Source organism: uncultured Paraglaciecola sp. (genome assembly GCF_937123705.1).
GTDB lineage: Bacteria > Pseudomonadota > Gammaproteobacteria > Enterobacterales > Alteromonadaceae > Paraglaciecola.
This window is the reverse complement of record NZ_CAKZKO010000056.1, coordinates 24,033-49,060: the sequence shown is the minus strand read 5'-3', so window position 1 is coordinate 49,060 and position 25,028 is coordinate 24,033. Positions and strand designations below refer to the sequence as shown.

Sequence of the window (25,028 nt, the reverse complement as noted above, 5' to 3'; positions counted from 1 at the left end):
CAAAGGATAAAACTACTCAGAGATCGCGGCCTAGGTAGTACTTTATTTTGGGCATAAAAAAAGAGAGGTCCCTCTCCTTTTAATGTCAATCTCAGTAAGAAAATTACTGAACTAGATGCTTTATCCTAAAGCAAAGGCAAATTACCAGTGTTTGCCAGTTTTCACACCTTTCTTACTAGTCTCTGAAGTCTTTGTCGTTGCCGCTTGGCTTTTAGCCGGAGCTTGTACACTTTCTTCAGTTTTAACGGCTACCGGAGTAGATGTGGCTAGTACTAGTGCTACTGCATAAGATTTTAACATCTTGATTTCCTCGTTGTTTTATTGACGTTTATGCCGGCATTTTTATGTCGGTCATAATACTCAAAGCGAGAACCGTGCCAATAATGCCAAATCACATAATTAAAGAGCCCCAGCCAATTTTGCCCAAGACGTCTCTATGCAGCAATGGTCTTTCTCTTTCAAATAGAGACAACCCAATGCAATCTGCCTATAGGGTAAAATTAATGATCCTATAGTTGTTGCGTTGTAGGGATCCTAGAAAACAGCTAGCAATGAAATTATATGTTTGAACTTTGAATGGTTTTTTGAAGTGCGTGATTTTCTTGCAACAAGCGTTCAAACCTTGCCGCACTTAGTGGCTTACTATAGAGGTAGCCCTGCAACATTTCGCACTGGTAGCGGCGTAAAATTGACAGTTGATTTTCGTACTCAACCCCTTCAGCTACCACTTTTAGACCTAGATTATGGGCAATGGTAATAATGGCCTTAGCCATATGCCTGTCTTCGGCGCTGGTCGCTATGTCGTCAATAAAGGCTTTATCAATTTTTAAGGTATTAATAGGGAATTGTTTTAAGTACGCTAGCGATGAGTAGCCGGTACCAAAGTCATCTAAAGCCAAATGTATGCCACGCTCTCGCAAACGCTGCATCATTCTAAGGGCATTTTCTGGACTCTGCATTAAGGTGCCTTCGGTTATCTCACATTCTAAATGTAATGCCGACAGCCCTGATTTTTGCAAGATATTCATAATGCGCTCATCTAAATCTGGGATCTCAAACTGTCTGGCTGCAATATTAACGGCAACACGGCCAGTGAAAAGCCCTGCATCTACCCAACGTTTTGTGTCTTCACAGGCTTTTTTGAGTACCACTTCACCTATATCTACAATTTGCCCGGTTTGTTCCGCTAAAGGTATAAACTGAGCAGGACTCACTAAACCTTTTTCGGGATGCTCGTAGCGTACTAGTGCTTCCATACTGACTAACTTGCCACTGGCAATATCCACTTTAGGTTGGTAAAAAACCGAAAATAAATCTTCCTTTAAACCATGCCTAATGAGGTTTTCTATCTGTAGCTGGCGCACTGCATTTTGGTTCATTTCACCGCTAAAGAATTGGTACTTATTACCGCCAGCATTTTTTGCAAAGTACATAGCTGTGTCGGCATTTTTAAGTAATTCCTGTGAATTGCTTCCATCTTCAGGGTAAAAGGCAATCCCTAGGCTGGCGCCTAATACAAACTCCTGTTTGTTGATTATAAAAGGCCGAGCCATATTGTCTAAAATTGTCTGTGCGAAGTGTGTGATGTGATGAATATCAGTGGAGTTATCAATAAGAATACTAAACTCATCACCTCCTAACCTATAACAAGTCGCCTTAGTACCCGCCATTTTCTTGAGGCGTTTGGCTATTTGTTTGATTAAAATATCACCTGTTTGATGGCCTAGAGAGTCATTTATCTTTTTGAAATTATCCATATCCATGCACAGCAGAGCATGTTGGGTATTTCTACGCACTATATTGTCATGGTTTGCTTGGAAGAATGAACGGTTAGGCAAGTCTGTTAACGGATCTGTGTTAGATAGCTTCAGCAGTTCTTTTTCTGTGGTCTTACGAGATGTAATATCCGAAAACACTCCAACGTAATGGCTTATTTTGCCATCCTCATCGGTGATGGCGTCAATGTTTAACTCCATCTCAAATTTTTCTCCTCCCGCCCGCCGAGATTCCACCTCTCCATTCCAATTGCCTTTCTGTTGTAACGATTTTTTGACTTCTTCGGTAAAGGCACCTGGATATTGATGAAAGGTTAAATAACTGGCTAACGCTTGCTCACGTGTTTCACCTGTATATTTACAGTGAGAATTATTCACAGAGATAAACTTAAAAGAGGTATCGGTAATAAATACGCCGTCAGATATGGTTTCAATAGAACGCTTAAATAGTTTGAGCTGTTCATCGGCTTCTTTCAAATGACTAATATTCTTTAAGGTTCCCGTCATTCTCTGAGGTTGATGGTTTATGTCTCGCGCTACTATTTTGCCGCGGTCGAGTACCCATATCCAGTCACCCTTATACGTTTTGGCACGGTAGGTGATTTCGTAATGTTCAGTTTTCTCACTTAGGTGATCATTTAGGGTCTGTTGTACACGTTGAATATCATTAGGATGAATGTTGGCTTCGTAAGAGCTATTAACTCTAATATCATCTTGAGGAAAGTCTAAGGTTCCCCAAGTATTAGATCGAAAAACTTGTCCCTTATAAATATCCCAATCCCATAGTTCATCACCACTACTCCATAGTGTTAATTTTAAGCGCTCTTCGTTTTCCTGGATTGATTGGTTAATCGCATTTTTAGCACGCAGCTGTTTTATCCAGAAGATCAAAATCAAAATACCCAGTAGGGCATATAAAATAAGGGCATTTCTGGCTAACCAAAATGGCGGTGCAATATTGATTTTAAGAGTTGTTGGCTCCGACCAGCTAGATGTAGGGTTTTTACTCTGAACAATAAATTCATAGCTTCCAAAATCTAGGTACGAAAACTCAGCGCGTCTCGACGACTCTGCATCAGTTTCAATCCATTTGTCAGATAAACCTAACAGCCGGTATCGATACTTAACGGCAACGGGGTTGACAGGGTTAAGTTGCGCAAATTTTACACTTAACATTGTCGACTTATTGGGTAAATCAATACTAGTTGATAAGTTTATAGGTTTGATTAGAGGACTTTTGTCCGAATGCACGGATATGGGTAAATTGAATAAACGAAGTTGAGTAATAGTAGGAGCTTTACTTTTTCGTTTTTGATTTTCTTTGTTTTTGTTGTTGGTGGCTTTAACTGACAAATCTTCTGGCGAGAATATTAAAATGCCATCGGTGCCACCAAATAATAGCCGTGCTGATTTTGACAACATGCCGGAGTCTTCGTTTAACTCATTATATCCCAGTCGACTAGGTGCAATGTTTTGCAAAACCTTGCCTGACTCAATGGATATTTCGTCAATACCGCCACTTACATGAGATACCCAAAGGCTATCTTTAAACCTAAGCGTTTTTAGTATGGTGTTACTGGCCAATCCATTTTCATCACTAAGCTGCTTAATAATACGAAACGATGACTTATCGAGCTTGACCATACCTTGACTTAATGAGGATAACCAATAGCCATTACTGACTTCAATCACAGAACTAAAGTGTCTTACAGATGAGTCTAATTCAATCATCAGTTGTTTAACCATGGCGGTGTCTAGATTGTATAACACCATGCCTAAGTTGGTGTCTAACCAGAGATTGCTGTCTGAGTCTACGTAAAGGGGCTTAATGTAATTAATTTTATTATCAGCTAGATCTATACTGTGAACTTCTAACGACAGCGGATCTATCCACTTTACAATACCATCTTGTGTGAGCAACCACATACGATCATAAAAATGCGACAGGTTAATAATATCTTTTCCTGAAAAAAGCGTATCTATTAAGGTTAACTCCGTATCACTTGATTGCTTATAGATAAACAATCCGCCCGAGCTGGCGATCCAAATTTTATTGAATTCGTCGACTTTTAGAGCCCAGATATTATGCTCAAATGTACGCAAAAAATGGTCAAATACTAAGCTGTCAAGATCAAAGCGGTTGAGTCCGTTAGATTGAGTGGCCACCCAAATTTTTCCGTTTGTATCCTCGGATAATCCCCAAATTATGTTTCCAGATAAGCCTACTTCCTTAGAGGGGGACTTTCTAAAAAGCATGATTTCAGAGCTGTCTGCATTGTATCTATATAGTCCGCCTGAATAGGTGCCTAACCAAATGGAATTATTTGAGTCTCGAAATAGACTTAAAATATGTGCACTTTCTAAGCCTAATCTCTTGTTATTCTCTGAATCGAGAGAGAACAAAAGTTTATTGTTGCTATCCAAAATACTGATACCTGTTGAAGTGCCTAACCAGATATTGCCGTTATGATTTTGTAAAATACTCAGTACGTCATCACCTATAATAGCTGGAGCACTCTGAGTATTTAGTAATCGTACTGAGCTAAGGTTGGCATCGATCAAATAAGCACCATTTTCGGTAGCAAGCCAATAAGTGTCATTGATTTTTTTGAAGTCAGACAGATAGTTAGCACGTATTTGGAGATCCCAAGGATTAGCTTTTTGCAAACTAAACAAGGTATTAGAGTCATGTTCTAGAATGAAAATGCCATTGGCTAAACTACCTAACCAGGTTTTATCTTGTTCACTAAAAATAACTTTTATATCGGCGGGTAATTTTTCTCCTTTGACGGTAAAGGGTAAAAAGGAGTCTGCTATTTCATCATAAAGGTAAAGATTTTCTGCAGTAGAAACCAATAAATTTCCATCGTTGTTTAGGGCGATAGTAAAAATTTCATTGCTACTTAATTCGCTATTATCGGTATTATAATTTTTAAAATTATCTTTTAAGGGGTTATATTTGGCTAAACCATTTTTAGTCGCTACCCAAAGATTGCCTGAAGAGTCCAGTAATAATTTTACGGTTAGATTATTAGGTAATGAATAAGGATCTTTATTGGAATGTCTATAATTTTTGAATTCGTAACCATCAAAACGGCTTAAACCTTCATATGTAGAAAACCACATAAATCCGTGGTGATCTTCCAGACTATTAGTGACAGTATTTTGTACTAAACCTTCAGACTTAGAGTACTTAACAAAAACATTGTTAGATGCCTGTGCATACTGAATAAACAGTCCTAATAGAAGACACAAGAAGAGTCTGCGAAATGTTAATAAAGAGCTAATTTTTACATCTCACTTAATGGTAGTGAACTACCTTATTATTATTGGAACGAAACAGGCAGAGTTTTTTATTCTCCAAATGTTAAATATGCCTAATTTATAAGTCTGCATCAAGTAATAATGTGTTTAAACGAATGAAGGGAGGGATAAAAGTGTGTGATTGCTGCTTTTTTGAGTGGACTGTCTGCATTCATATACGTTTTAAAGGTACTGGCTGGTAGATTTAAAATTTTGAATATTTTCAATTGGGTTAACATTGAATGCGCTTTGGGTTTGTTGTTTACCACTGCACAATATAACTTCGCCAAAACCTTGTCGCGTTACCAGTGAGGATAAATATTCGCTAAGATCACTGAATTTGATATCTAAGATGGTTTGCTTCATGCGTTCACTATAGGTAAAGGACGTATCATGATTACCAATTGCCATCCATAATCTCTGGCTCTTCATACTTAAGTTGGTATCTTTTTCTACTAGTTGTTTCATTACACCATTTTTAAGGGCAGGCCAGATATCACTATACAGTTGAATATTTTCAACCATGTTTTTTAAAAAAACGTGAATAGCGTCAATTAGGTATTCTGCTGAGTGTTGCGGTGATTGAATATAAAAGCCAATTCCAGGGTGCTGGTTGTAAGGAATGTAACCACTTCCCACAAGATACCCTAGTTGTTGTTTGGTGCGTATTTGATTGAAAAATGGGGTGGCTAACAATTGTTCTGCCAAAATCGTTAAGGCAATTGTTTTAAGGTCTGAGCTAGGAGCTTGAAAGTATATGACAACAGCTGGGTCGTTATGCTGGCATTCAACATGATAAAAAACAGCTTGACTGTGCCTCACATCAATAACGCCTCTTTGCAATTTATCACAGCTCCCATGCATCATTCTGAACTGTTTGATATCGGCACTGACGTTATAGGCCTCTGAAGTCGTCCAATCACCATACATCAGCCCTTCTAAATGAAACTGGCTTAAGAGTTTTTTCTTGGTTAACAATATATCTTCTAAGGTTAGGTCTTGCATAATCACAGCCATATCTGATGGGGCATGATTTTGTTGTTGCATAAGCACCGATAGTTTTGAGAATAGACGGTTAATGGGTTTATTCAGCAAGGCGTTGGATAGCCCTTGGATTTGCTTCGCTTTGACCTGATTAAAATTATCAGAGAAGTCGTTGTTAACCACTATTTGGGTCAATAAATTTGTACAGTATTTTAATTGATTGGTGCTAAAGCCATTGGTTTGTAAAGAAAACCCTCCTTGGTGAGGGTAAAAGTGGAAATGCATGCCGGCCAAATTTGCTTGATAATATTGTTGATTGAGCTTTTCATTTAACAGGGCTATCCACAAACGTTTTGCGGTTGAAATGTGAATGCCTTCATTGACTGCCTGACAATCAAAACTTAAAAAACAGTCTCCTTTAGGTTGATCAAATTTATCATCTTGCCCATACCATATCTCTAGCCCTTTCTCAGTGATGATTTGCTTGGGCAAAACATAATCAGCAGCGATAGGTTTAACAGGTTTAACGGGGTGTCGATTGGGTAAGTATTGATTCGCTTTGGGAAGTGCAAAGTGCGCACGCCATTTTCCACTAAGAAAGGCCTCTATGCGGCTAGGCTCAATGAATTCTATGCTATAAGGGGTATGGTACCAATTGGCTTTATGAGTCGTTTTAACATTGGGGTTTACTGTTTTTATACGCATATTTTTAGGGCAAAAATACCCTATCATTCGCAATACTAAATCTGCAGCAGGCTTGTCTAAAATAAAGTCACCAGCGATGAGATGCTCAGGGGGGTATTCGAACATTGCCTGACTATAGTGTGAAGCGTCGTCAATCGCCTTTGCTTGGTCGGGAAAATCCCACATAAGTTGATTTAGGGTGGCGGTTTCCTCAATCCTCCACTGATCTATTCCGTTTTCTTTAATCATGGCAATATAGGAAAAAAGTGCAGTTATGATATCGTCAGCACTTTGAATACCAAGGTCCGTCAATTGCAGGTTAATATTAAAATCTCTAAAAGTACTGCCTTCTATTCCGCCTCCGGCACTTAGGCCTGTCGCCCAGTTTTTGGCTTTATAAAAATGTAATAACCCGCCTTCACCTTCATCTCCCAGAATATGACTTAAAACATGTAAAGGTTTACTTCTATAGTGGGATTGTTGTTCTGGAAGTGCAAAAGTTAAGATCATCCTACGAGCTTTTTGTAGAGGCAATATATTGATTTGTACCCCAAGGTGGCGTTCTAAATAAAGTGTTGGAAGCTGTTTAGTGGGTATTTCACTGTTTGAAGTCCACTGCCCAAACTGCTGCACCACAGCCTGTTCACTTAAGGCCAAAGGTTGTTGACTCACAAAACACAAACAGGCATTTTGTGGTTGATAATAACGCTCAAACATTCGCGTTATTTTCTGCTTTAGTTGCAAAGGACTGAAAGCGTTGAATGTTTGGTGGTTGCCTACCGAAAATTGACTGAAAGGATGGGCGGGGTTGCATGTTTCTTTATGGACTTGATAAAGTCGCCTTAAATCGTCTTTTTGTTTTAATAAAAACTCGGCGTCAATAGCATTTATTTCTTTTTCGATTAGCGCCTCACAAAATAAAGGCGTTGTGAGCATTGCGTATAAATGAGTTAATGATTGGGTTTCATGATCAGCTGCAACCTCGTAATAATAACTGCTGTATTCGGTGCCTGTTAACGCATTAATACTGCCCCCATGAGTCGCAATAAAATCATTAAAAGAATTGGGCTCTGGAAACGGTTTGTTACCCAAAAATAGCATATGCTCTAATAAGTGACTGATGCCTAGACAGTCTTTATCATCATCAAAATGGCCTACGTTAAAAGTGATAGAACAGGCACTTTTTGCGCAGTTAGGATCTTGCACTAATAAAATCCGTAGGCCGTTGGCTAATTCAATAAAGTTATATTGACAGTTGTCGTAGGCACTTTTAAGCAAAATTCTGTTTCCCCTAAGTTGGCAGGCTTTTCTAGCATAAACTAATTTATCAAAGGTACAGATTTTTAGTGATATTTTTTGCTATATTAAGGGTATTCACCTTAATGTTTCAAATACAAATTTCGCGAGTATTATGAAGTTAATCATCATGCGTCATGGGGAAGCTGAAAGGTTTCGAGTGCCAGATAAGACGCGAAGCTTAACTAGCCAAGGTGAAAAACAAGCGGGAACTGCTGGCATGTGGTTGAATCATTGCTTAGGAGTGGATACGCCGATTGATATCGCACTGGTTAGTAGTTATGTTCGTGCACAGCAAACATTTGCAAAACTTAATGAGCAAATTGTTGTTAAACAGAAACACCTATGTGATGACGTCATTCCCGAAGGCGACCCAAAGGTTGCCCATGACTATATAAGGGTTTTGTTTGAGGATGAGTCGCAACCAAATGTTATTTTGATTGTTAGCCATATGCCCTTTGTCAGTTATTTTTTAGAAGAAGTGAACATTGCAAAACAGTCAATGTTGTTTGACACTTCTAGTTTAGTCATTGTCGAATACGATGTAGCCATTGGTGCCGGAAAAATTGACAGTATTTATCACCCAGTTTAAGTAAAAAGCGAAAATATTAACCTTTAGAAAAACTATGTTTGAACCGATATCTTAAATATGCTCAATAAAAGTTTGCCCGCGGTCTTACAACAAACGTTGGAATACCATGTAGATGAATCGCAACTGACTCACGATGATGAGCTTCAGGGGATTTATGATCGCTTAACAAACTTGAATGAAAAAGTGGAATTTCTCAAAAACAAAATCAAAACCAATCGCGAAAAGAAACAAGCCTGATCTACTCTGGCGTATTGACTGCCTCTTCTCGGTAAAACTCTGGGATCACCCTAACTGTTTTGACCATATTGTCGTTCATTTCGATTATTTCGATGGGGTAACCAGCTAAGCGCAAACTAATGTTGGCCTCTGGAATATCTTCTAAATATTCTAAAATTAACCCATTTAACGTTTTTGGTCCTTCAGTGGGAAATTGCCAATCCAATTCTTTATTTAACTCACGGATATTGGCACTGCCATCTAATAAAACGCTTCCATCTTGTTGCACATTGGCTTCTTTACTATGATCTGGCAAGAAACTGGTGGTGAAGTCGCCTATGATTTCTTCCAATATGTCTTCTAAGGTCACTAATCCTTGAATGTCACCATATTCGTCAACTACTAACCCTATGCGCTCTTTTGCAGCCTGAAATTTGTACATTAGGGTATGAAGCGGCGTCGACTCCGGCGTGAAATAAATTTCCCGAACCGCTCGAAGTAAACTGTCTTTAGTAAATTGGTCTTTTGATAATAACCTTAGGGCATCTCGTACATGGACAAATCCCACTGCATCATCAACGCTGTCTCGGTATAACAACACTCTGGTATGCTGTGCATTCACCAGTTGTTTCTGAATGTCTTTCCACTCATCGTTAATGTCTATGGCAACAATATCACTACGTGGCACCATAATGTCTTCAGCAGTTACCTTTTCTAAGTCTAAAATGCCCACCAACATGTCTTGGTGTTTTTTGGGGATCATATTGCCCGCTTCGTAAACCACAGTACGTAATTCTTCCTGACTGAGGGTGTCGCCATCAATATTCTTAGGGTTGATTTTAAACAACGCCAATATGCCATTGGTAATCCAATTTAGAGCAATAACAACGGGCATAAAAACAAAAAGCAAGGGAGCGAGAATAAATGAACTAGGAAAGGAAATCTTTTCTGGGTGAAGCGCCGCTAGTGTTTTAGGTGTGACTTCTGCAAAAATGAGTAAAATAATGGTGAGGGCTACGCCTGCTATTGCTACTCCTAAATCTCCAAATATCCGCACACATATCTGAGCTGCAATAATGGAAGCAAAGACGTTTACTAAATTATTACCAATCAGGATCAAGCCAATCAGGCGATCGGGACGTTGCAGTAATTTTTGAACACGTTGTGCTCCCGAGTGCCCCTCATTTTCAAGATGTTTAAGGCGATATCGATTGATTGACATCATGCCTGTTTCTGAGCTTGAGAAGTATGCAGAGAGTAAAATCAAAACACCGAGAATTACGAATAAACTACTAAGGGCGAAGTCTTCCAACTATGGAAATCCTTTACAAAAAATGAACCCGCACTTTAAGTGCAATTTCAATGCTATTCAAGCGTTAAGTATGACTTCTCGTACAAAGCGACTGCCAAAATATCCTAAAGTGAGTAATGCCCCCCCAACTATGGTTGACCAAATAACCGGTTTGCCGCGCCATCCAAATCTAAAATGCCCCATCATTATGACGCAGTACAGCCCCCATGCTAACAGTGACAACACCGTTTTATGTGCTTGTTCTTTAGCAAACATATTATCCAGAAACATAAAGCCACTGATTAACGATAAGGTCAGTAACACTGTGCCTACCAGCAACAATTTAAATAAAATTTTCTCAACGGCCATTAATGGGGGTAACGAAGAGTGCAGTAGTGATGGAGTTTTGTGCTTGAGTCGAAAGCTAATATAAGACAATTGCACCGCATATAAAGATGCAATCGCTAAACATGCATAGGCAAATAAGGCTAATCCAATATGGATTAATAAACTAGGTTGTACGCCAATTTGCATCACATGAGCGCTGGGTAATAATCCACTGAGCAGCACTATTAGACCAGTAAACCCATAAACCACAGGCAACAAAATGGTGTTAGGTAATTTAAATGATGCCACTAACATAGTGACACTAATTAGCCAGCCCACTAAAGAAGCGACATTTAACATACTCATGTTTTGACCCTGATTGGGCTCGATAAATATACCGCTTCTTAAAATTAAAACATGCAATCCCATGGCAATAACAACACAGGTTATAGCTGCAAGTTTATTGGGGCCTTTTTCTTGAAACATACCTGCAACAATGATGCATGAAGCCAGCATATAAAAAATAAAACAGATAACATCCATCAACATAATAGGGCTCTTAAAACGATACGGAGAAGACTCGGGTTAGACATTTAAGGGCTAACGACCCATAAACCAAGTAACAACATGATTAAGCTTAAAAATAACACTAATTACTAGCAGATTACATAGCTCCAACAAGGTTCACCGTTAAAAATGCTAATTTAACGACCTTGGCCGTTGAGACACGTGCACTTTGATTTGGCTTGGGTATAATAACCCTATTACAACAACCCCCACGAAAATAGTAGGCGATACAGTTCATGTTTGAAAATCTTAGCGAACGCTTAGGCAAAACCCTTAAAAATATCAGCGGTAAGGGACGACTTACCGAAGATAACGTTAAAGATACCTTACGGGAAGTGCGTATGGCTTTGCTTGAAGCTGATGTTGCGCTTCCGGTTGTAAAAGATTTTATTGCCCAAGTAAAAGAGCGTGCGGTAGGCACTGAAGTCAGTAAAAGCCTAAATCCAGGCCAAGTATTTATTAAAATAGTCCAATCCGAATTAGAGTCGGTAATGGGGCAGGTTAACGAAACGCTAAATTTAGCCGCAAAACCTCCTGCAGTAGTATTGATGGCGGGTTTGCAAGGGGCAGGTAAAACCACAAGTGTGGGTAAATTGGCATCACTTTTAAAGCAACGCGAGAATAAAAAAGTTTTAGTTGTCAGTGTGGATGTATATCGTCCAGCAGCCATTAAACAACTTGAAACCCTTGCTAAAGAAGTGGATGTGGAGTTTTTTGAGTCGAACATTGAGCAAAAGCCTATAGATATTGCCAATGCAGCCATCGATTTTGCCCGTAAACAGTTTTTCGACGTAGTACTAGTTGATACCGCAGGTCGCTTACATGTTGATGGCGACATGATGCAAGAAATCCAAACCTTACACGCATCTATTAATCCTGTTGAAACCTTGTTTGTGGTTGATGCAATGACGGGGCAAGATGCGGCTAATACAGCCAAAGCATTTAATGATGCATTGCCTCTTACCGGTGTAATTTTGACCAAAGCCGATGGTGACGCGCGAGGTGGGGCGGCATTGTCTGTCAGGCAGATTACCGGCAAACCAATTAAATTTATTGGTATGGGTGAAAAACTCGATGCATTAGAGGCGTTCCATCCAGAGCGTATCGCTTCTCGCATATTAGGTATGGGTGACGTGCTTAGTCTTATCGAGGAAGTTGAGCGAAAAGTTGATAAAAATAAAGCACAAAAGTTAGCTAAAAAAGTTCAAAAAGGTAAGGGGTTTGATCTTCAGGATTTCAAAGAACAACTAGAACAAATGCGTAATATGGGCGGCATGACCTCTATGATGGACAAAATGCCGAGCATGGGTAATATGTCGGCTCAAATTAAAGAAAAAGCAAACGATAAATCTTTTGTGCAAATGGAATCTATTATTAACTCCATGACCCCAGGCGAACGTGCTCGCCCTGATGTAATAAAAGGTGGACGGAAACGTCGTATCGCTGCAGGCTCAGGTACGCAAATTCAGGACGTAAATCGGTTGCTCAAGCAATTTACTCAGATGCAAAAAATGATGAAAAAAATGTCCGGTGGCGGCATGAAGAAAATGATGCGCAATATGAAAGGCATGATGCCGCCGGGTGGAATGGGGGGAATGTTCCCGCCCCGTTAAACTACTTTTATCCACCATTTGGGTTAGTTAGAAAGAGGCGGCGCACTTCAAATATTGATACCACTTACGCCTCTTTGCATTAAATCAATATTTACAAGGTTTTTTGTTTTTTTGGGGCTGGTTTTTAGTTCTGACTTCATAGTCGCTGCCGTGATAGTCGGCAATATCATAATACTGAACCCCAATTTCTAACTGGGGTTCATCAGTAAACTGAATTTCCTGATCTTGTTGCTTAAAAAATGACACTTGATTGAGATCACTGTGATAACCGTTTTCCTGTGGCCTCACATAATATGATCTTTTTTAGGGAATTATTGCCAGACTTTTTTATATAAATCAATGATTTCGGCCAAACTAGGAATTTGCGGGTTATTACTTGGTGAGCCAGAAGCCAAGGCCTGTTTTGCCATGTTTTCTAGTAAACCGAGGTATTCTGATTCTGCCACACCAAAGTCTGCGAGTGTGGGCACTTTTAGTATTTGGTTTATCTGTTGAAGTTCTTTAATGAGTATCTTGTGGGCCAAAGTTACATCCTTTAAATCGGTAACCAACTCCATATGAAAAGCACATTCAGCATATTTGAGCGGTGCGCCAGGTATCGAATATTCTGTAATAGTGGGTAATAACATCGCATTACTCATGCCATGGGGCACATGAAAGTGCACGCCTAAGGGGCGACTCATACCATGGACTAAGCCAACAGATGCATTTGAAAATGCCATACCAGCTAAAGTGGCTCCTAACATCATGGCTTCTTTAGCCACGCGATTATTTGGCTCAAGGCAAGCTTTTTTTAGATTGGGCGCAATCAATTTCATTGCGGCTATGGCTTGCTGATCACTAAACAAATTGGCTTTACGGCTGACATAGGCTTCAATGGCGTGTGTCAGGGCATCTATTCCTGTATCAGCGGCAATTCTACTAGGTAAGCTAAGAGTCAATTCATAATCAATAATCGCCGCTGCAGGGATCAATCCGGTACCCATACATAACATTTTTTCGTCTGTTGCCGAGTCAGATATAACCGTTACTTGAGTGGTTTCAGATCCTGTGCCAGCAGTCGTGGGAATGGCGATAACAGGTATGCTGATTTCCGTGACTTGATAGGGCACCTTATAGTCGCTCATTTTTCCACCGTGAGAGGCTAACAAAGCTATTGCTTTGGCGCTATCAATGGCACTGCCACCACCTAACGCAATAAGGCAATCATACTGCTTAGACTTAAGCATCTCCACAGCGGCAATGATTGAAGTGTCGTTTGGTTCAGGCATAGTGTCAGCAAACAGTCCAAATTTGATATTTTGTTGATTTAATAAACGCTCGACTTTTGCCACATACCCTAGATTAACCATAGTTTGATCTGTGATAATGAACGGAAAACCACAACCTAAACTTGAAACTGTTTCTGACAACATTTTTAATGCGCCAGCGCCTATTTGCATAATTTTGGGAAGTACAATGCTATTAACCATTTTGGCTTATTCTTAAGAAGTATTAATGCTAATAATCCTTGCATGGTCATAAAAGTCAATCTCTGTTTTTCATTAGGGGGGTTGCAATATTGGTGACTAACGCAAGTAATATATGGGTTTTCAATAGATAACAGTAACCTCCCATAATTCTGCTAGTATCTTGATTACGAATTTAGCAGTATGATTATTTGTACACATTTTGGAGCAACACTTTCGATGTTGAAAGTTGAACAAGTTAGTCAACATTTTGGTTCATTTCGGGCATTAGATGAGATTTCTTTTGAAATGAATAAAGGAGAAATTGTAGGGCTCTTAGGCAAAAATGGGGCAGGTAAAACTACCTTGATGCGTATTTTGACCACTTTTGCTGCGCCATCATCAGGATTGGTCTTAATGAACGGTGAGAATATCGCAAAGCATTCATTAAATATCCGTAAAAAATTGGGTTACTTGCCTGAAAATCCTCCTCTATATACAGATATGACTGTGCAGTCTTATTTAAAGTTTGCAGCTGAAATCAAAGACGTGGCAAAAAACAAACAGCAGTCCCAGTTGGCCAAAGTGTTGCACGAGTGTGACTTGGAAAAGGTGAAACACAAAACAATTGCCACTCTATCTAAAGGATATAAACAAAGAGTAGGGATAGCTCAAGCGATTATTCACGAGCCTCAGTTATTGATACTAGACGAGCCCACTAGCGGGCTCGACCCAATACAAATTCAACAAGTGTTAACCTTAATTAAACAGCAGCGCGAACAGCGAACTTTACTGTTAAGTACTCACAATTTATCCGAGATTGAGCAGGTGGCGCAGCGTGTTATCTTGATTAAATCGGGAAAAATAGTACTAGATAAGGCATTAGATACGCTATTAAGCGCAAATCAGCCTTCGCCATTAACTTTGGAACAAGTATTCTTTAGTTATCATCAAGCGCCTTCTCAGTTATCAGACCAAGCAAGGGAGCGGCGGCCGCATGAATAAGATTTTGGCTTTAACCAAAAAGGAACTTTATAGCTACTTTACGTCGCCCATCGCTTATATTGTTTTAGTAGTGATTTTGTCGTTGTTTAATGGGTTCTTTTTTTTGATTATCGATCAAAATCGGGAGGTGTCACTACGAGATGTGTTTCAACTTATGGAATTTATGTTGATATTTTTCATACCCTTGTTGACCATGCGCTTATTCTCTGAAGAAAAGTCCAATGGAACCATGGAGTTTTTACTCACCGCACCTTTACCGCTTAGCACTGTGGTGCTGGGAAAATATTTGAGTATGTTGCTTTTTTATTCACTGTTGATTGCCATGACAGGTGTTTATTACGTTATTCTGGAATATTTTGGTGACCCTGACTCACTGAGCATATTATCGGGATATTTAGGTATTTGGTTAGAAGGTGCATTTTTTATTGCCATTGGAATGTTAGTCTCGTCTTGGACCTCAAATCAAATTATTGCGGCAGTATTGTCGTATGTGGTGTTATTTATTCTCTATTTTGCAACCAGCTTTATGCAATATGTTGGCGGCTCGGCTGAAGATTTTCTGATTCAATTAAGCACTCATACTCATTTAGAAAATTTTGCTATCGGTATCATCACCCCTAGCGATCTGGTTTATTATTTAGGTGGCATAGTATTGTGTTTATTATTAACCCGCCTAAGTATTGACAACAGGTTATGGCAATCATGAGACACTCATCGCTAATGCCAGTGTTATGCGGTGTTTCGCTGCTATGCCTGATGCTTGGAGGCGCGCATTTTTATGTGCAACAACAACTCGATTATGTGACAAGTGCACTTTGTATAATTGGCGGTATTACCTTGCTGGTACTGCTAATAGTTATAAACAAACCAGGCTCTGCTCGTAACACACCAGCCATTTTAGGTAGTGCCTTTACGGTAAAATCTTGGATTAAAATAGCTATGGTGTTTAGTGCCATATTAGGCAGTGTTATCTTTATTAGCGCTAGCCACTATTTGGCGACTAACTCCAATGTAAGATGGGACATCACTCAAGATAAGCAGCACACATTATCTAGCTATTCCATGGAATACCTCGGTAGCTTAACTAATGAGGTACGGGTAACAGCCTTACATGTAGGTATACCACCAAAGTATCTGATTGACCTTTTTAATGAATATGAAAGAGTGTCTGGTGGCATCATTACCACAGAAATTGTTGATCCTATTGAGCAAATCGCCTATGCCGCAAAATTTGGCGCTGCCATTAAGGGGAACGAAAACAAGGTAATAGTGCAATCGGGTAATAATCGAAAAGATGTTGATTTTACCCTTGCTGCTTTATCAGAAGAAAAACTCACCCACGCCATTGCCGCTGTTAACCGGCCCCCTCGCACTGTCTATTTTCTTACGGGACATAATGAATATTCAATTGACAGTACAGAAAATAATGGCCTTGCTAAATTTAAACAACTGCTAGCAGACAATAATATTCGCAGTGAAAATTTGATGTTAGGCATCAATCCAAGCATACCGGCTGATTGTGATGTACTGATTATTGCAGGCCCTAGAAGCGCACTAAGCTCACATGAAGAAACGCTGGTTGTCGACTATTTGCATGGAGGTGGTGATGCCTTGATATTAATCGAGCATACATTGGTTACTACACCCGACAAGCCGTTAAGCGCGGCACAATTAGCGCAAAATCCTAGCCTAAATACTATTTTGAATCGGTGGGGATTAGATGTTCAAGCCGACATAGTAGTGGATTTTAGTAACCACGTGGGAGGGGATGTTGGTAGTCCAGCTACTAAAAACTACCAGCCCCACAAGGCCTTAACTGAGGGGTTGGATTATACATTTTATGTGCGTCCGCGCTCAATAACTGTGTTGCCTGAGCGCCGCGAGACTATTAAACATGCGATAATCGCCTCTACTACTTCGTCAGAAAATAGCTGGGCTGAAAGCAACCGAATGTTAGATATACAGTTCGACCCCAGCACAGATACCTTAGGCCCAGTGCCATTTTCGTATGTCGTTATTGAACCAAAAAGTGAAGCAAAAGGCATGGCTCATAAAAAGTTAAAACCAAGCGACACAAGGCTCATCGTATTCACCGACGCTGACTTTTTAAGCAATGTCTATATTGAACAATTCAGCAACGCCCAAATGGGGCTCAATCTTGTCAACTGGTTAGCTGAATTGGACTACCATACCTTTGTTCCTACCAAAGATATAAAGGTGGAGCGTTTAGATCTAACTAGCAAACAACTGCGCCAAGTGTTAGTCATTTTGTTTTTCATGCCTTTTTTATGTGTGGTTGTTGGCCTAGTTCTGTGGTTGAGCAAAAATAAGTAGTCGAATGTGCTCTGCTTTTAGGTCAAAGTGATAGTTAAGTAGGCGCGAAATTGGGTGTTTCTATTAGTTTTACGCTATAGATTTGATACAGTGTATATTGATATAAGTAGTTTGGATTATAAGGAGTACAGTAATGCAAGACGTTACTGAGCAAAAGCAATCATTAACCGAATCAGTAATATTAATTGTTGAAGATGATCCTATTAATGCTTTGGTTATTGAGGACTTATTGCGGGGGTTATACCAAACTAAGATGGTAGATTCAGGCGAAAAAGCCTTAAGTGTATGTGAATCTGAGCCACCAGACTTGATTTTACTGGATGTAATGATGGATGGTATCTCTGGTTTAGAAACCTGCAAAGTGCTAAAGAGTAATAATTTTACTCAGCATATCCCCATTATTTTTATTACCTCTATGCACGATCAAGACGACCAAAACCGTTGTTGGGAAGCGGGATGTGTTGACTTTGTATCTAAACCAGTCAATGGCGTAACCCTACGTAATCGAATTAAGGCTCACCTAACCCTTAAATTACAAACAGACTTACTCCGTAGAATGTCCTTCGTTGATGGTTTAACAGGATTGTACAATCGCCACTTGCTTGAAGAGGTGATGGTAAAGTTTACCTCTCAAGTCAATCGCACCAATCAACCTCTAAGCATTATGATGATTGATGTAGACTGGTTCAAAGGGTATAACGACACCTATGGACATTTAGTCGGAGATGAATGTTTAAAAAGTGTGGCCAATGTAGTTAAAAGTTGCTTGCAGCGGCCAACAGATATGGCTATTCGTTATGGTGGTGAAGAGTTTTTGTGTTTACTACCAGATACCAATGAGAAGGGCGTTGAGCACATTGCAAACATTATGCTTAAATCGGTACAAAATTTAGGTATTGCACACAAGTTGTCGGAATATAAAGTAGTGACAATCAGTATTGGGGTTCACACTGTATGTAGCAGTGAAAACGCCGCTTTAGTTCAAACATTAGCCAAAGCAGATGAGGCTCTATTTACTGCTAAACAAATGGGGCGCAATCGTTTTTCAATATATACATCGAATAATTAGGTAAAATGCGGTTTTAGCCTTGATATAATATGTGTTGCTTAACTCTCATTTCATAGGGTCCAGTTTGATGTCTCGATTAGATTCCATTTCTCTTCATCTTAAAATTAAAATTCAGCAGAATTTGTTGATCTTGACGCTGATATTGACCTTTATCGTCTTATCGATGTCGATCTTGGTATTTGAGTCTCGCCTAACAGAATCGGTGATGAGTGAGATAAAAGCGTCCCTTGAAGATACAGGTATGCAGCTTGAGACTCAGGTGCAGACTAGCTTATCTGAATATCGCAATGACTTACGGTTTTTGCATGGCACGCCACCTGTATCTGGTTTACCTAGAGCACTAAACAATGGCGGCATCGATCCACAGGATCAAACGCCATATCATGAATGGAAAGCACGCTTAGAAACTATCTTTGTGGCATTTCTACAAAACAATAACGAATATCAGCAATTACGTATTATTGATACTACTAAGCGTGGCATGGAATTAGTCAGAGTTGATAGAATAGGCGGTCAGATAAAAGTTATTGAAGACAAAAACCTTCAAAGTAAAAGTGATCGTGACTATTTTATTGCCAGCGCAGATCTGGCTGATGGTGAAATCTATATGTCGAGTATTTCTCTCAATAGAGAATTTGGAAAAATAGAATATCCTTACCGGCCGATGTTGCGATTTTCTTTGCCCATTTTTGATGAGTTAGGCCAAAGGTTTGCTCTTTTGGTTGTCAATATTCAGGCAGAGCAATTGCTCGATTCCTTAAAAAGCTTGGTAATCCCTCCTAGCGAACTAGTGGTCACTGATCCTAATGGGTATTTCTTAATTACGCCCAACCAACAGCATCAATTCAGTAAAGATCTAGCCCCGTCAGAGACTTGGGATAGTAATTTTCAAGTCTTAAAGCAAATTTCAAAAGGCTTTTATAAGGTAAATGCTATCGAAGATAACAAAGACAGCTACTTTTCTTTTCAGCACAAAATAGTTGTGGCCGGCGGGGTTAACCAGAGGTACGCTTTGGCTAGAATTCTCACCCCCCAAAGCTATGTATCTAATCTGAAGATGGATCGCAGAACTACAGCCTATGCATTTTTTGCGGCTGTCACCGTTATGTTGTTATTTACCTTGTTAGTGTTTTACCGAAGCATGCGAAAAAACCAACAGTTATCTGTAGCCAAAGCACAATCTGCAGCTATAGTCGGGGGGTCTCAAGATGCTATCTTGAGTATCAATAACGGCGCGGTAGTCACCAGTTGGAACGCAGCAGCAGAATCCTTTTTTGGTTATGATGAAAATACTGCAAAAGGCAAAACTGTGGCTGAACTTGGGATATTTCAAGATATTGCACTGCCAGATATTATCGAGCAATTGGCTCAAGGAAATAATCAACAAAATGCCGAAATATCTATTACAAAAAATGCCCAACCCAGATATTACTATTGTTCTTTTTCCGCGATTAAAGGCCATGCGACTGATGTAAATGGTGTTGCGATTATTGTTCGTGACGTCACTATAGAACATCTCGCAGATGTTAAAATTAAGCAAGTTAACGCAGAGCTAGAAGAAAAAGTGGCCAGCAGAACCAAAGAGCTACAAAAATCCAGTCATCTTAAAAGTGCGTTTATTTCGAGTATCAGCCACGAAATGCGAACCCCGTTAAACGGTATTATTGGCACATTAAAACTCGTTAAAAATGAAAGTTTATCAGACAATCAAAAACGCTACTTAGAGATGACGGAAGTGAGTGTGAGTAACTTGTCAGCTCTAATCAATGATGTTTTAGACTTATCAAAAATTGAAGCGGGTAAATTGGATATCGATTTTAAGCCATTTAATCCCATTATACTTATCGAAAAGCTAAGCTGTAATATGGCCATTAAAGCTCAAGAAAACGGCTTAGAGTTTATTGTGGATATGGTGGACTTACATTGCCACTCTATCGTGAGTGATGCTCATCGTTTCTCACAAATTCTTAGTAACTTAGTCAGTAACGCAATTAAGTTTACCGAGTCGGGCTTTATTAAAGTGTCTGCTTCAAGCCAACTTAATCAAGATGGACAAGTAATCATACAGTGTTCAGTGAGCGACTCTGGTGTGGGGATTGCCGAGCAAAATCAAGATAAACTCTTTACCGCTTTTACCCAAGAATATACGGCTGTGGCCTCTAAATATGGCGGCACTGGTTTGGGGTTAGCTATTTGCAGGCAGCTGGTCACGTTACTTAATGGCAAAATAGACTTTGTTTCTGAAAAAGACCAAGGCAGCACCTTTAGTTTTTCTATTGCGGTACCTCAAGTGGACTGCAAACAACTGTTTGTAGAGCCGATCTTGCAGGGTAAATCGTGCCTGATTTTAGTTCCGAACCCTGAGTCTTATCAACATATTCAACGTATGCTGCAGTCATCTGCGGCCACCATTTTAGAGCCTAAACTTTATGACGAATGGTTAACGTCTGAGACTATACAGCCTCCCGAGGTCGTTCCTCATCTTATTATCATTGACCAACAATATTCTAATATCACATTTTTAGACAAAAAGTGGAGCCAGCTAACCCATGGTTTGAATGACACGCCTAAAGTGTTGATACTCAAAAATAGTGGTGACACTGTATTACCATTGAAACATCTAGTTGCCGAATCACTTAGTAAACCTATTTTGCAATCAGATGTAATGGATAAGGTTATCACCTCTAGCTCAGTAGACTCTTTCACCGATAAAAATAACGGGCAGAAGCAACAGGAAACGGAAGTCGCCTTCAAAGGAACGGCCGATGATTTTGCAACAGTCGCCGGGGCTCGAGTGTTAATAGTCGATGACAATCTGATTAATGTTGAAGTCGCTAAAGGAATGTTATCTTGTTTACCTATTGAGTTAGTGCAGGCAATGGACGGACAGCAAGCCTTAGATATATTACAAGGGTCTATCGAACAAAATACGCCAATCCATTGTATTTTAATGGACTGTCAAATGCCTATTCTAAATGGCTATGATGCCAGTCGTAAAATTCGTCAAGGTACAGTGAATAAACAGTACAAAACCATTCCTATTATTGCTATGACCGCAAATGCTATGTTGGGTGAAAAGGAAAAGTGTTTTGAAGCCGGTATGAGTGATTACACCACTAAACCTATAGATGCAGATTTGCTGGTTTCCAAAGTGATCCAGTGGACTCTCACTGTTTATCAAGCACCAGATGCACTCAAACAAGAGGTTGAGATTAAATCCGATAAGCAGGGGCAAGGTCCTGAATCTGATGCACAACAATCCGACACTGTGGAATGGGATAAACACTCAGCATTAACACGATTGATGAACAATGAAACATTGTTGGCCAAGATATGCCAGATGTTTATCGAGTCGTCACCCAGTAAGATTGAGGCTTTAGGTCAAAGCATTAAGAATAAAAACTACCAAGAAATTGGTAAGCTTGCCCATTCGTTAAAAGGCTCGGCAGGTGATTTAGGGGCGGTTTATTTGCATCAGTTATTTTCATCTATGGAGCAGCTTGCAAAAATTCCAGAAATAGAAAAGCTCGAGCAGCAATATCAAATTGTGATTTCGCGCTATGCATCCTTTATTGCCATTCTCAACAAAGAGTTTACATATGAAGCCAAGTCAGAACAGACTTAGGCGGGTAATTGTGACTGTTTGTAACTATCCCAAAAATCATTGGTATATAAGTAGGTAACCATGACCCCTTTTGTTTTTTCCACCACTAAATCTATTGTGAGTGAAATAGGCGTAATTAATCGCATTGCCGACATAAGTGCAGACCTTAAGATAACAAGGCCCTTAGTCGTCACTGATCAAGGTATTGTGCAGGTAGGTTTATTACAACCTCTGGACCGCGCTTTTAAGCAACAGGGTATGGAGTATTCTTGTTTCGATCGCGTAGTCGCCGATCCACCTGAGCATATAGTGCTATCTGCGGTTGCTTATGCAAAGCAGCATAATGTGGATGGCGTGATTGGCTTGGGAGGTGGTAGCTCATTAGACACGGCAAAGTTAGTGGCGCTGTTAGCCAATTCAGGTGAGCAACTCGCCGATATTTATGGAGTAGATGCCATCCGAGGCAAACGCCTACCGTTGATATTAATTCCCACGACGGGCGGTACTGGCTCTGAAGTCACGCCTATTGCCATAGTCACTACCGGCGATACAACTAAAGCTGGAATTGTTTCACCAGAACTTTTACCCGATATCGCCTTATTGGATGCCAGCTTAACTGTGGGATTACCGCCTCAGGTTACTGCTGCAACTGGTATTGATGCTATGGTGCATGCCATCGAAGCCTACACCAGCGCCATTAAGAAAAACCCGTATTCTGATCTGTTAGCTAAACAAGCGCTGACGTTATTGTCTAATAACATAATCGAGGCAACGTTTAACGGTACTAATTTGGCCGCCCGTCAAGCCATGTTGCTGGGTGCTTGTTTAGCTGGCCAAGCCTTTGCTAATTCGCCTGTAGCAGCAGTTCATGCCTTGGCTTACCCATTGGGTGGACATTTTCATATTCCCCATGGATTAAGTAATGCTTTAGTATTGACTCAGGTGATGCAATTTAACCTGAGCCACTGTGGCGAACTATATGCACAGCTTGCACCTAGTATCAGTGACTCTATTGATCTAGATGGCAGCAATGAGCAAATTGCACAAGCGGTGATCGATTTCATAGCCCGCCTAATCAAGCAGCTTAAATTGCCGGAAAATTTAGCTCAAATGGGGGTGGCTGATAGCGATATTGTTACCTTAGCTAATGACGCCATGTTACAAACCCGTTTATTAATTAATAATCCAAAACCTGTGTCTTTAGACGATGTAAAACAAATCTACCGTCAAGCTCATCAAGGGATTGTATAAATGAAACAGCAATTCAAAAGGGATTTTCTATTTTTCTTTCCGATCACTACTAGGTGGATGGATAACGACATGTTTGGTCATGTGAATAACGTCAATTATTATTCGTACTTCGATACCGTTATCAATCAGTTTTTAATTACTCATGCTGATTTTGCGCCTATGAGCAGTGCTAATATTGGTTTTATAGTGAAATCCAATTGCACTTATATTCGTTCAGTTTCTTATCCCGAGGAACTGATTGGCGCATTTAGAGTAGACCGCATAGGGACAAGCTCAGTCGATTATTCGGTAGGCATTTTCAAGCAAGGCGAAAACACCGCTTCAGCCGTAGGCTGTTTAACCCATGTATTTGTTAACCGCGAGACTCAACAGCCAACCCCCATTCAAGGTAAAATGCGCGAGGCAATGTTGGGCGCGATGATAAAATCATAGGGAACCCATTTTTAATTGAAGCTCCCCAAGAAGCAACTCAATCCAAGGTTATACCAATCGCCATAAGTAATTCTGAGTGGGTGATTACTTATGGCGATTGGTATTAGAGCGGTTTATTAAAAAGCATGCTTAATCGACCCTAAAGCTATTTGCTCTAAAATAAAACTATATGGGTGTCGGACATTTTTACACTGTTAACAAATATATAGTTCACGTTATTTCACAAAAAAAATAAGTAATTGATTTAAAAGTATAATATTGATCATGGCTCAAAAGTTGCTGGTTTTTCTGCCGCTCTATTGAGCAGTTAATAGGATGGAGCTTTTTTAAATACCACTAACTATATATAGGATGGAATTCTGATGAGAAAGATAGTAAACAGTTTAGGTCACACTGCATTGAATACATTAGTGAGTTTAAGCCTTTTAGTCATAGCCGCGCCTACTTATGCAGGTTTTGAATACTTTGAAATTCGCAATACACCCACTATTATCGACCATGGGTCTAGCATTGAATTTATTATTGAAGGAGGTGGCGATAAAGCTGGACTTGGCTCTAACGATATTAATGGCTCGACCCTAGGAGATATTACAAGTCTGCATATCGATCGCCTCGATGATATAACGAGATTTACCCCTGGAAGTGGTCCTTATGTCGCTCCTTATCTTAACTTTTGGATTACTGATGGTGTAGGGAATTTTGCGGTAGTTGCAAATGAACCGTCTAACGGTGCATTTCAAGGTCTGTATAATAATGGCTACGACTTAAGCTTTGCCGATTTAAGCGATAAAGTGGTAAAAGTATATGAAAATACGGATAAGTCTTGGCTCCCCAATAATGGTGTGGACTTAACCTTTGCAGACATTGCAAACTTTGAAATAGCCGTTCCCACTATTGCAGAGCTTACGGCAGGCTGGGCTGGACTAGGAACTGGCGCACCAAGAGAGCTAAATACTAATAAGGCATATGGTGTAAATTGGGTGTTTGGTGATACTTTGAGCAACTATGTTTCTGGAGATGATGGATATATTGTTGCAAACGCTAGAGTCGCTGCTGATGTACCAGAACCCGTAACAATCGCGTTGTTTGCCTTTGGTCTCATAGCTATATTTGCAGCCAATCGCCGACAGAACACGCTATTTCAGGGAACCCATTTTTCATAAAATTAGTCAAAGCCGGATGGTAGATGTGTAACATCACCATCCATTTTTATGTGGTTTGGTATAATGCCTCATCG

Annotated in this window: 17 protein-coding genes; 10 read left to right on the top strand and 7 right to left on the bottom strand. The window is 39.9% G+C overall.

Annotated features, from left to right (window positions below; translation table 11 throughout):
* Positions 1–141: 141 nt before the first annotated feature.
* The 3 genes from Q0688_RS09595 to Q0688_RS09585 form a co-directional block, all read right to left on the bottom strand.
* A complete protein-coding gene (locus Q0688_RS09595; RefSeq protein WP_299075239.1) occupies positions 142–300 on the bottom strand; it encodes a hypothetical protein in 159 nt (52 codons plus the stop codon).
* 257 nt (positions 301–557) lie between these two features.
* Complete coding sequence (locus tag Q0688_RS09590) at positions 558–5,030, bottom strand: EAL domain-containing protein (protein ID WP_299075236.1); 4,473 nt, start codon at positions 5,028–5,030, stop codon at positions 558–560.
* Positions 5,031–5,261: 231 nt separating this feature from the next.
* Positions 5,262–8,024 (bottom strand): insulinase family protein, encoded by a 2,763-nt coding sequence (locus Q0688_RS09585; protein ID WP_299075233.1) that lies wholly within the window; start codon positions 8,022–8,024, stop codon positions 5,262–5,264.
* A gap of 133 nt (positions 8,025–8,157) precedes the next feature.
* On the opposite strand from Q0688_RS09585, the gene sixA reads away from it, so the two are divergent.
* A complete protein-coding gene (sixA, locus tag Q0688_RS09580) occupies positions 8,158–8,634 on the top strand; it encodes a phosphohistidine phosphatase SixA (RefSeq protein WP_299075230.1) in 477 nt (158 codons plus the stop codon).
* Between the two features lie 238 nt (positions 8,635–8,872).
* Here sixA and Q0688_RS09575 read toward each other — a convergent pair whose 3' ends face one another.
* Positions 8,873–10,162 carry an HlyC/CorC family transporter gene (locus Q0688_RS09575; protein WP_299075228.1) on the bottom strand — a complete coding sequence of 430 codons (1,290 nt, stop codon included), beginning with the start codon at positions 10,160–10,162 and terminating at the stop codon, positions 8,873–8,875.
* A gap of 57 nt (positions 10,163–10,219) precedes the next feature.
* Entirely contained in the window at positions 10,220–11,017 is a 798-nt protein-coding gene (locus Q0688_RS09570; RefSeq protein WP_299075224.1) for an inner membrane protein YpjD, read from the bottom strand.
* Between the two features lie 254 nt (positions 11,018–11,271).
* Between Q0688_RS09570 and ffh the strand changes: the two genes are divergently transcribed.
* Complete coding sequence (ffh, locus tag Q0688_RS09565; protein ID WP_299075221.1) at positions 11,272–12,648, top strand: signal recognition particle protein; 1,377 nt, start codon at positions 11,272–11,274, stop codon at positions 12,646–12,648.
* A gap of 84 nt (positions 12,649–12,732) precedes the next feature.
* Here ffh and Q0688_RS09560 read toward each other — a convergent pair whose 3' ends face one another.
* Together Q0688_RS09560 and Q0688_RS09555 are read right to left on the bottom strand one after the other, a co-directional pair.
* Positions 12,733–12,936: a hypothetical protein gene (locus Q0688_RS09560; RefSeq protein WP_299075218.1), complete on the bottom strand. Its 204-nt coding sequence runs from the start codon at positions 12,934–12,936 to the stop codon at positions 12,733–12,735.
* Positions 12,937–12,959: 23 nt separating this feature from the next.
* Positions 12,960–14,120, bottom strand: a complete 1,161-nt coding sequence (locus tag Q0688_RS09555; protein WP_299075215.1) for an iron-containing alcohol dehydrogenase — start codon at positions 14,118–14,120, stop codon at positions 12,960–12,962.
* 216 nt (positions 14,121–14,336) lie between these two features.
* On the opposite strand from Q0688_RS09555, the gene Q0688_RS09550 reads away from it, so the two are divergent.
* The 8 genes from Q0688_RS09550 (at position 14,337) to Q0688_RS09515 (ending at position 24,954) form a co-directional block, all read left to right on the top strand.
* Positions 14,337–15,101 (top strand): ABC transporter ATP-binding protein, encoded by a 765-nt coding sequence (locus tag Q0688_RS09550; RefSeq protein WP_299075212.1) that lies wholly within the window; start codon positions 14,337–14,339, stop codon positions 15,099–15,101.
* Positions 15,094–15,807: an ABC transporter permease subunit gene (locus tag Q0688_RS09545; RefSeq protein WP_299075209.1), complete on the top strand. Its 714-nt coding sequence runs from the start codon at positions 15,094–15,096 to the stop codon at positions 15,805–15,807. The genes Q0688_RS09550 and Q0688_RS09545 overlap by 8 nt, the downstream gene beginning before the upstream one ends.
* Positions 15,804–17,435, top strand: coding sequence for a GldG family protein (locus tag Q0688_RS09540; RefSeq protein ID WP_299075206.1), 1,632 nt, complete (start codon positions 15,804–15,806; stop codon positions 17,433–17,435). The genes Q0688_RS09545 and Q0688_RS09540 overlap by 4 nt, the downstream gene beginning before the upstream one ends.
* Positions 17,436–17,568: 133 nt before the next feature.
* On the top strand, positions 17,569–18,504 hold the full coding sequence (locus Q0688_RS09535) for a diguanylate cyclase (RefSeq protein ID WP_299075203.1): 936 nt from the start codon (positions 17,569–17,571) through the stop codon (positions 18,502–18,504).
* 67 nt (positions 18,505–18,571) lie between these two features.
* Entirely contained in the window at positions 18,572–22,129 is a 3,558-nt protein-coding gene (locus Q0688_RS09530) for an ATP-binding protein (protein WP_299075200.1), read from the top strand.
* A 60-nt stretch (positions 22,130–22,189) separates the two neighbouring features.
* A complete protein-coding gene (locus Q0688_RS09525) occupies positions 22,190–23,359 on the top strand; it encodes an iron-containing alcohol dehydrogenase (protein WP_299075197.1) in 1,170 nt (389 codons plus the stop codon).
* Positions 23,360–23,791 carry a thioesterase family protein gene (locus Q0688_RS09520; RefSeq protein WP_299075194.1) on the top strand — a complete coding sequence of 144 codons (432 nt, stop codon included), beginning with the start codon at positions 23,360–23,362 and terminating at the stop codon, positions 23,789–23,791.
* 362 nt (positions 23,792–24,153) lie between these two features.
* Positions 24,154–24,954: a PEP-CTERM sorting domain-containing protein gene (locus Q0688_RS09515; RefSeq protein WP_299075191.1), complete on the top strand. Its 801-nt coding sequence runs from the start codon at positions 24,154–24,156 to the stop codon at positions 24,952–24,954.
* Positions 24,955–25,028: the final 74 nt, after the last annotated feature.

What these genes read in the sequence shown, in the direction of transcription:
- Q0688_RS09520 (WP_299075194.1), top strand. Translation starts at nt 23,360, where the DNA reads ATGAAACAGCAATTCAAAAGGGATTTTCTATTTTTCTTTCCGATCACT.
- Q0688_RS09525 (WP_299075197.1), top strand. Translation starts at nt 22,190, where the DNA reads ATGACCCCTTTTGTTTTTTCCACCACTAAATCTATTGTGAGTGAAATA.
- Q0688_RS09550 (WP_299075212.1), top strand. Translation starts at nt 14,337, where the DNA reads ATGTTGAAAGTTGAACAAGTTAGTCAACATTTTGGTTCATTTCGGGCA.
- sixA (WP_299075230.1), top strand. Translation starts at nt 8,158, where the DNA reads ATGAAGTTAATCATCATGCGTCATGGGGAAGCTGAAAGGTTTCGAGTG.
- Q0688_RS09545 (WP_299075209.1), top strand. Translation starts at nt 15,094, where the DNA reads ATGAATAAGATTTTGGCTTTAACCAAAAAGGAACTTTATAGCTACTTT.
- ffh (WP_299075221.1), top strand. Translation starts at nt 11,272, where the DNA reads ATGTTTGAAAATCTTAGCGAACGCTTAGGCAAAACCCTTAAAAATATC.
- Q0688_RS09540 (WP_299075206.1), top strand. Translation starts at nt 15,804, where the DNA reads ATGAGACACTCATCGCTAATGCCAGTGTTATGCGGTGTTTCGCTGCTA.
- Q0688_RS09555 (WP_299075215.1), bottom strand. Translation starts at nt 14,120, where the DNA reads ATGGTTAATAGCATTGTACTTCCCAAAATTATGCAAATAGGCGCTGGC.
- Q0688_RS09515 (WP_299075191.1), top strand. Translation starts at nt 24,154, where the DNA reads ATGAGAAAGATAGTAAACAGTTTAGGTCACACTGCATTGAATACATTA.
- Q0688_RS09595 (WP_299075239.1), bottom strand. Translation starts at nt 300, where the DNA reads ATGTTAAAATCTTATGCAGTAGCACTAGTACTAGCCACATCTACTCCG.
- Q0688_RS09535 (WP_299075203.1), top strand. Translation starts at nt 17,569, where the DNA reads ATGCAAGACGTTACTGAGCAAAAGCAATCATTAACCGAATCAGTAATA.
- Q0688_RS09570 (WP_299075224.1), bottom strand. Translation starts at nt 11,017, where the DNA reads ATGTTGATGGATGTTATCTGTTTTATTTTTTATATGCTGGCTTCATGC.
- Q0688_RS09530 (WP_299075200.1), top strand. Translation starts at nt 18,572, where the DNA reads ATGTCTCGATTAGATTCCATTTCTCTTCATCTTAAAATTAAAATTCAG.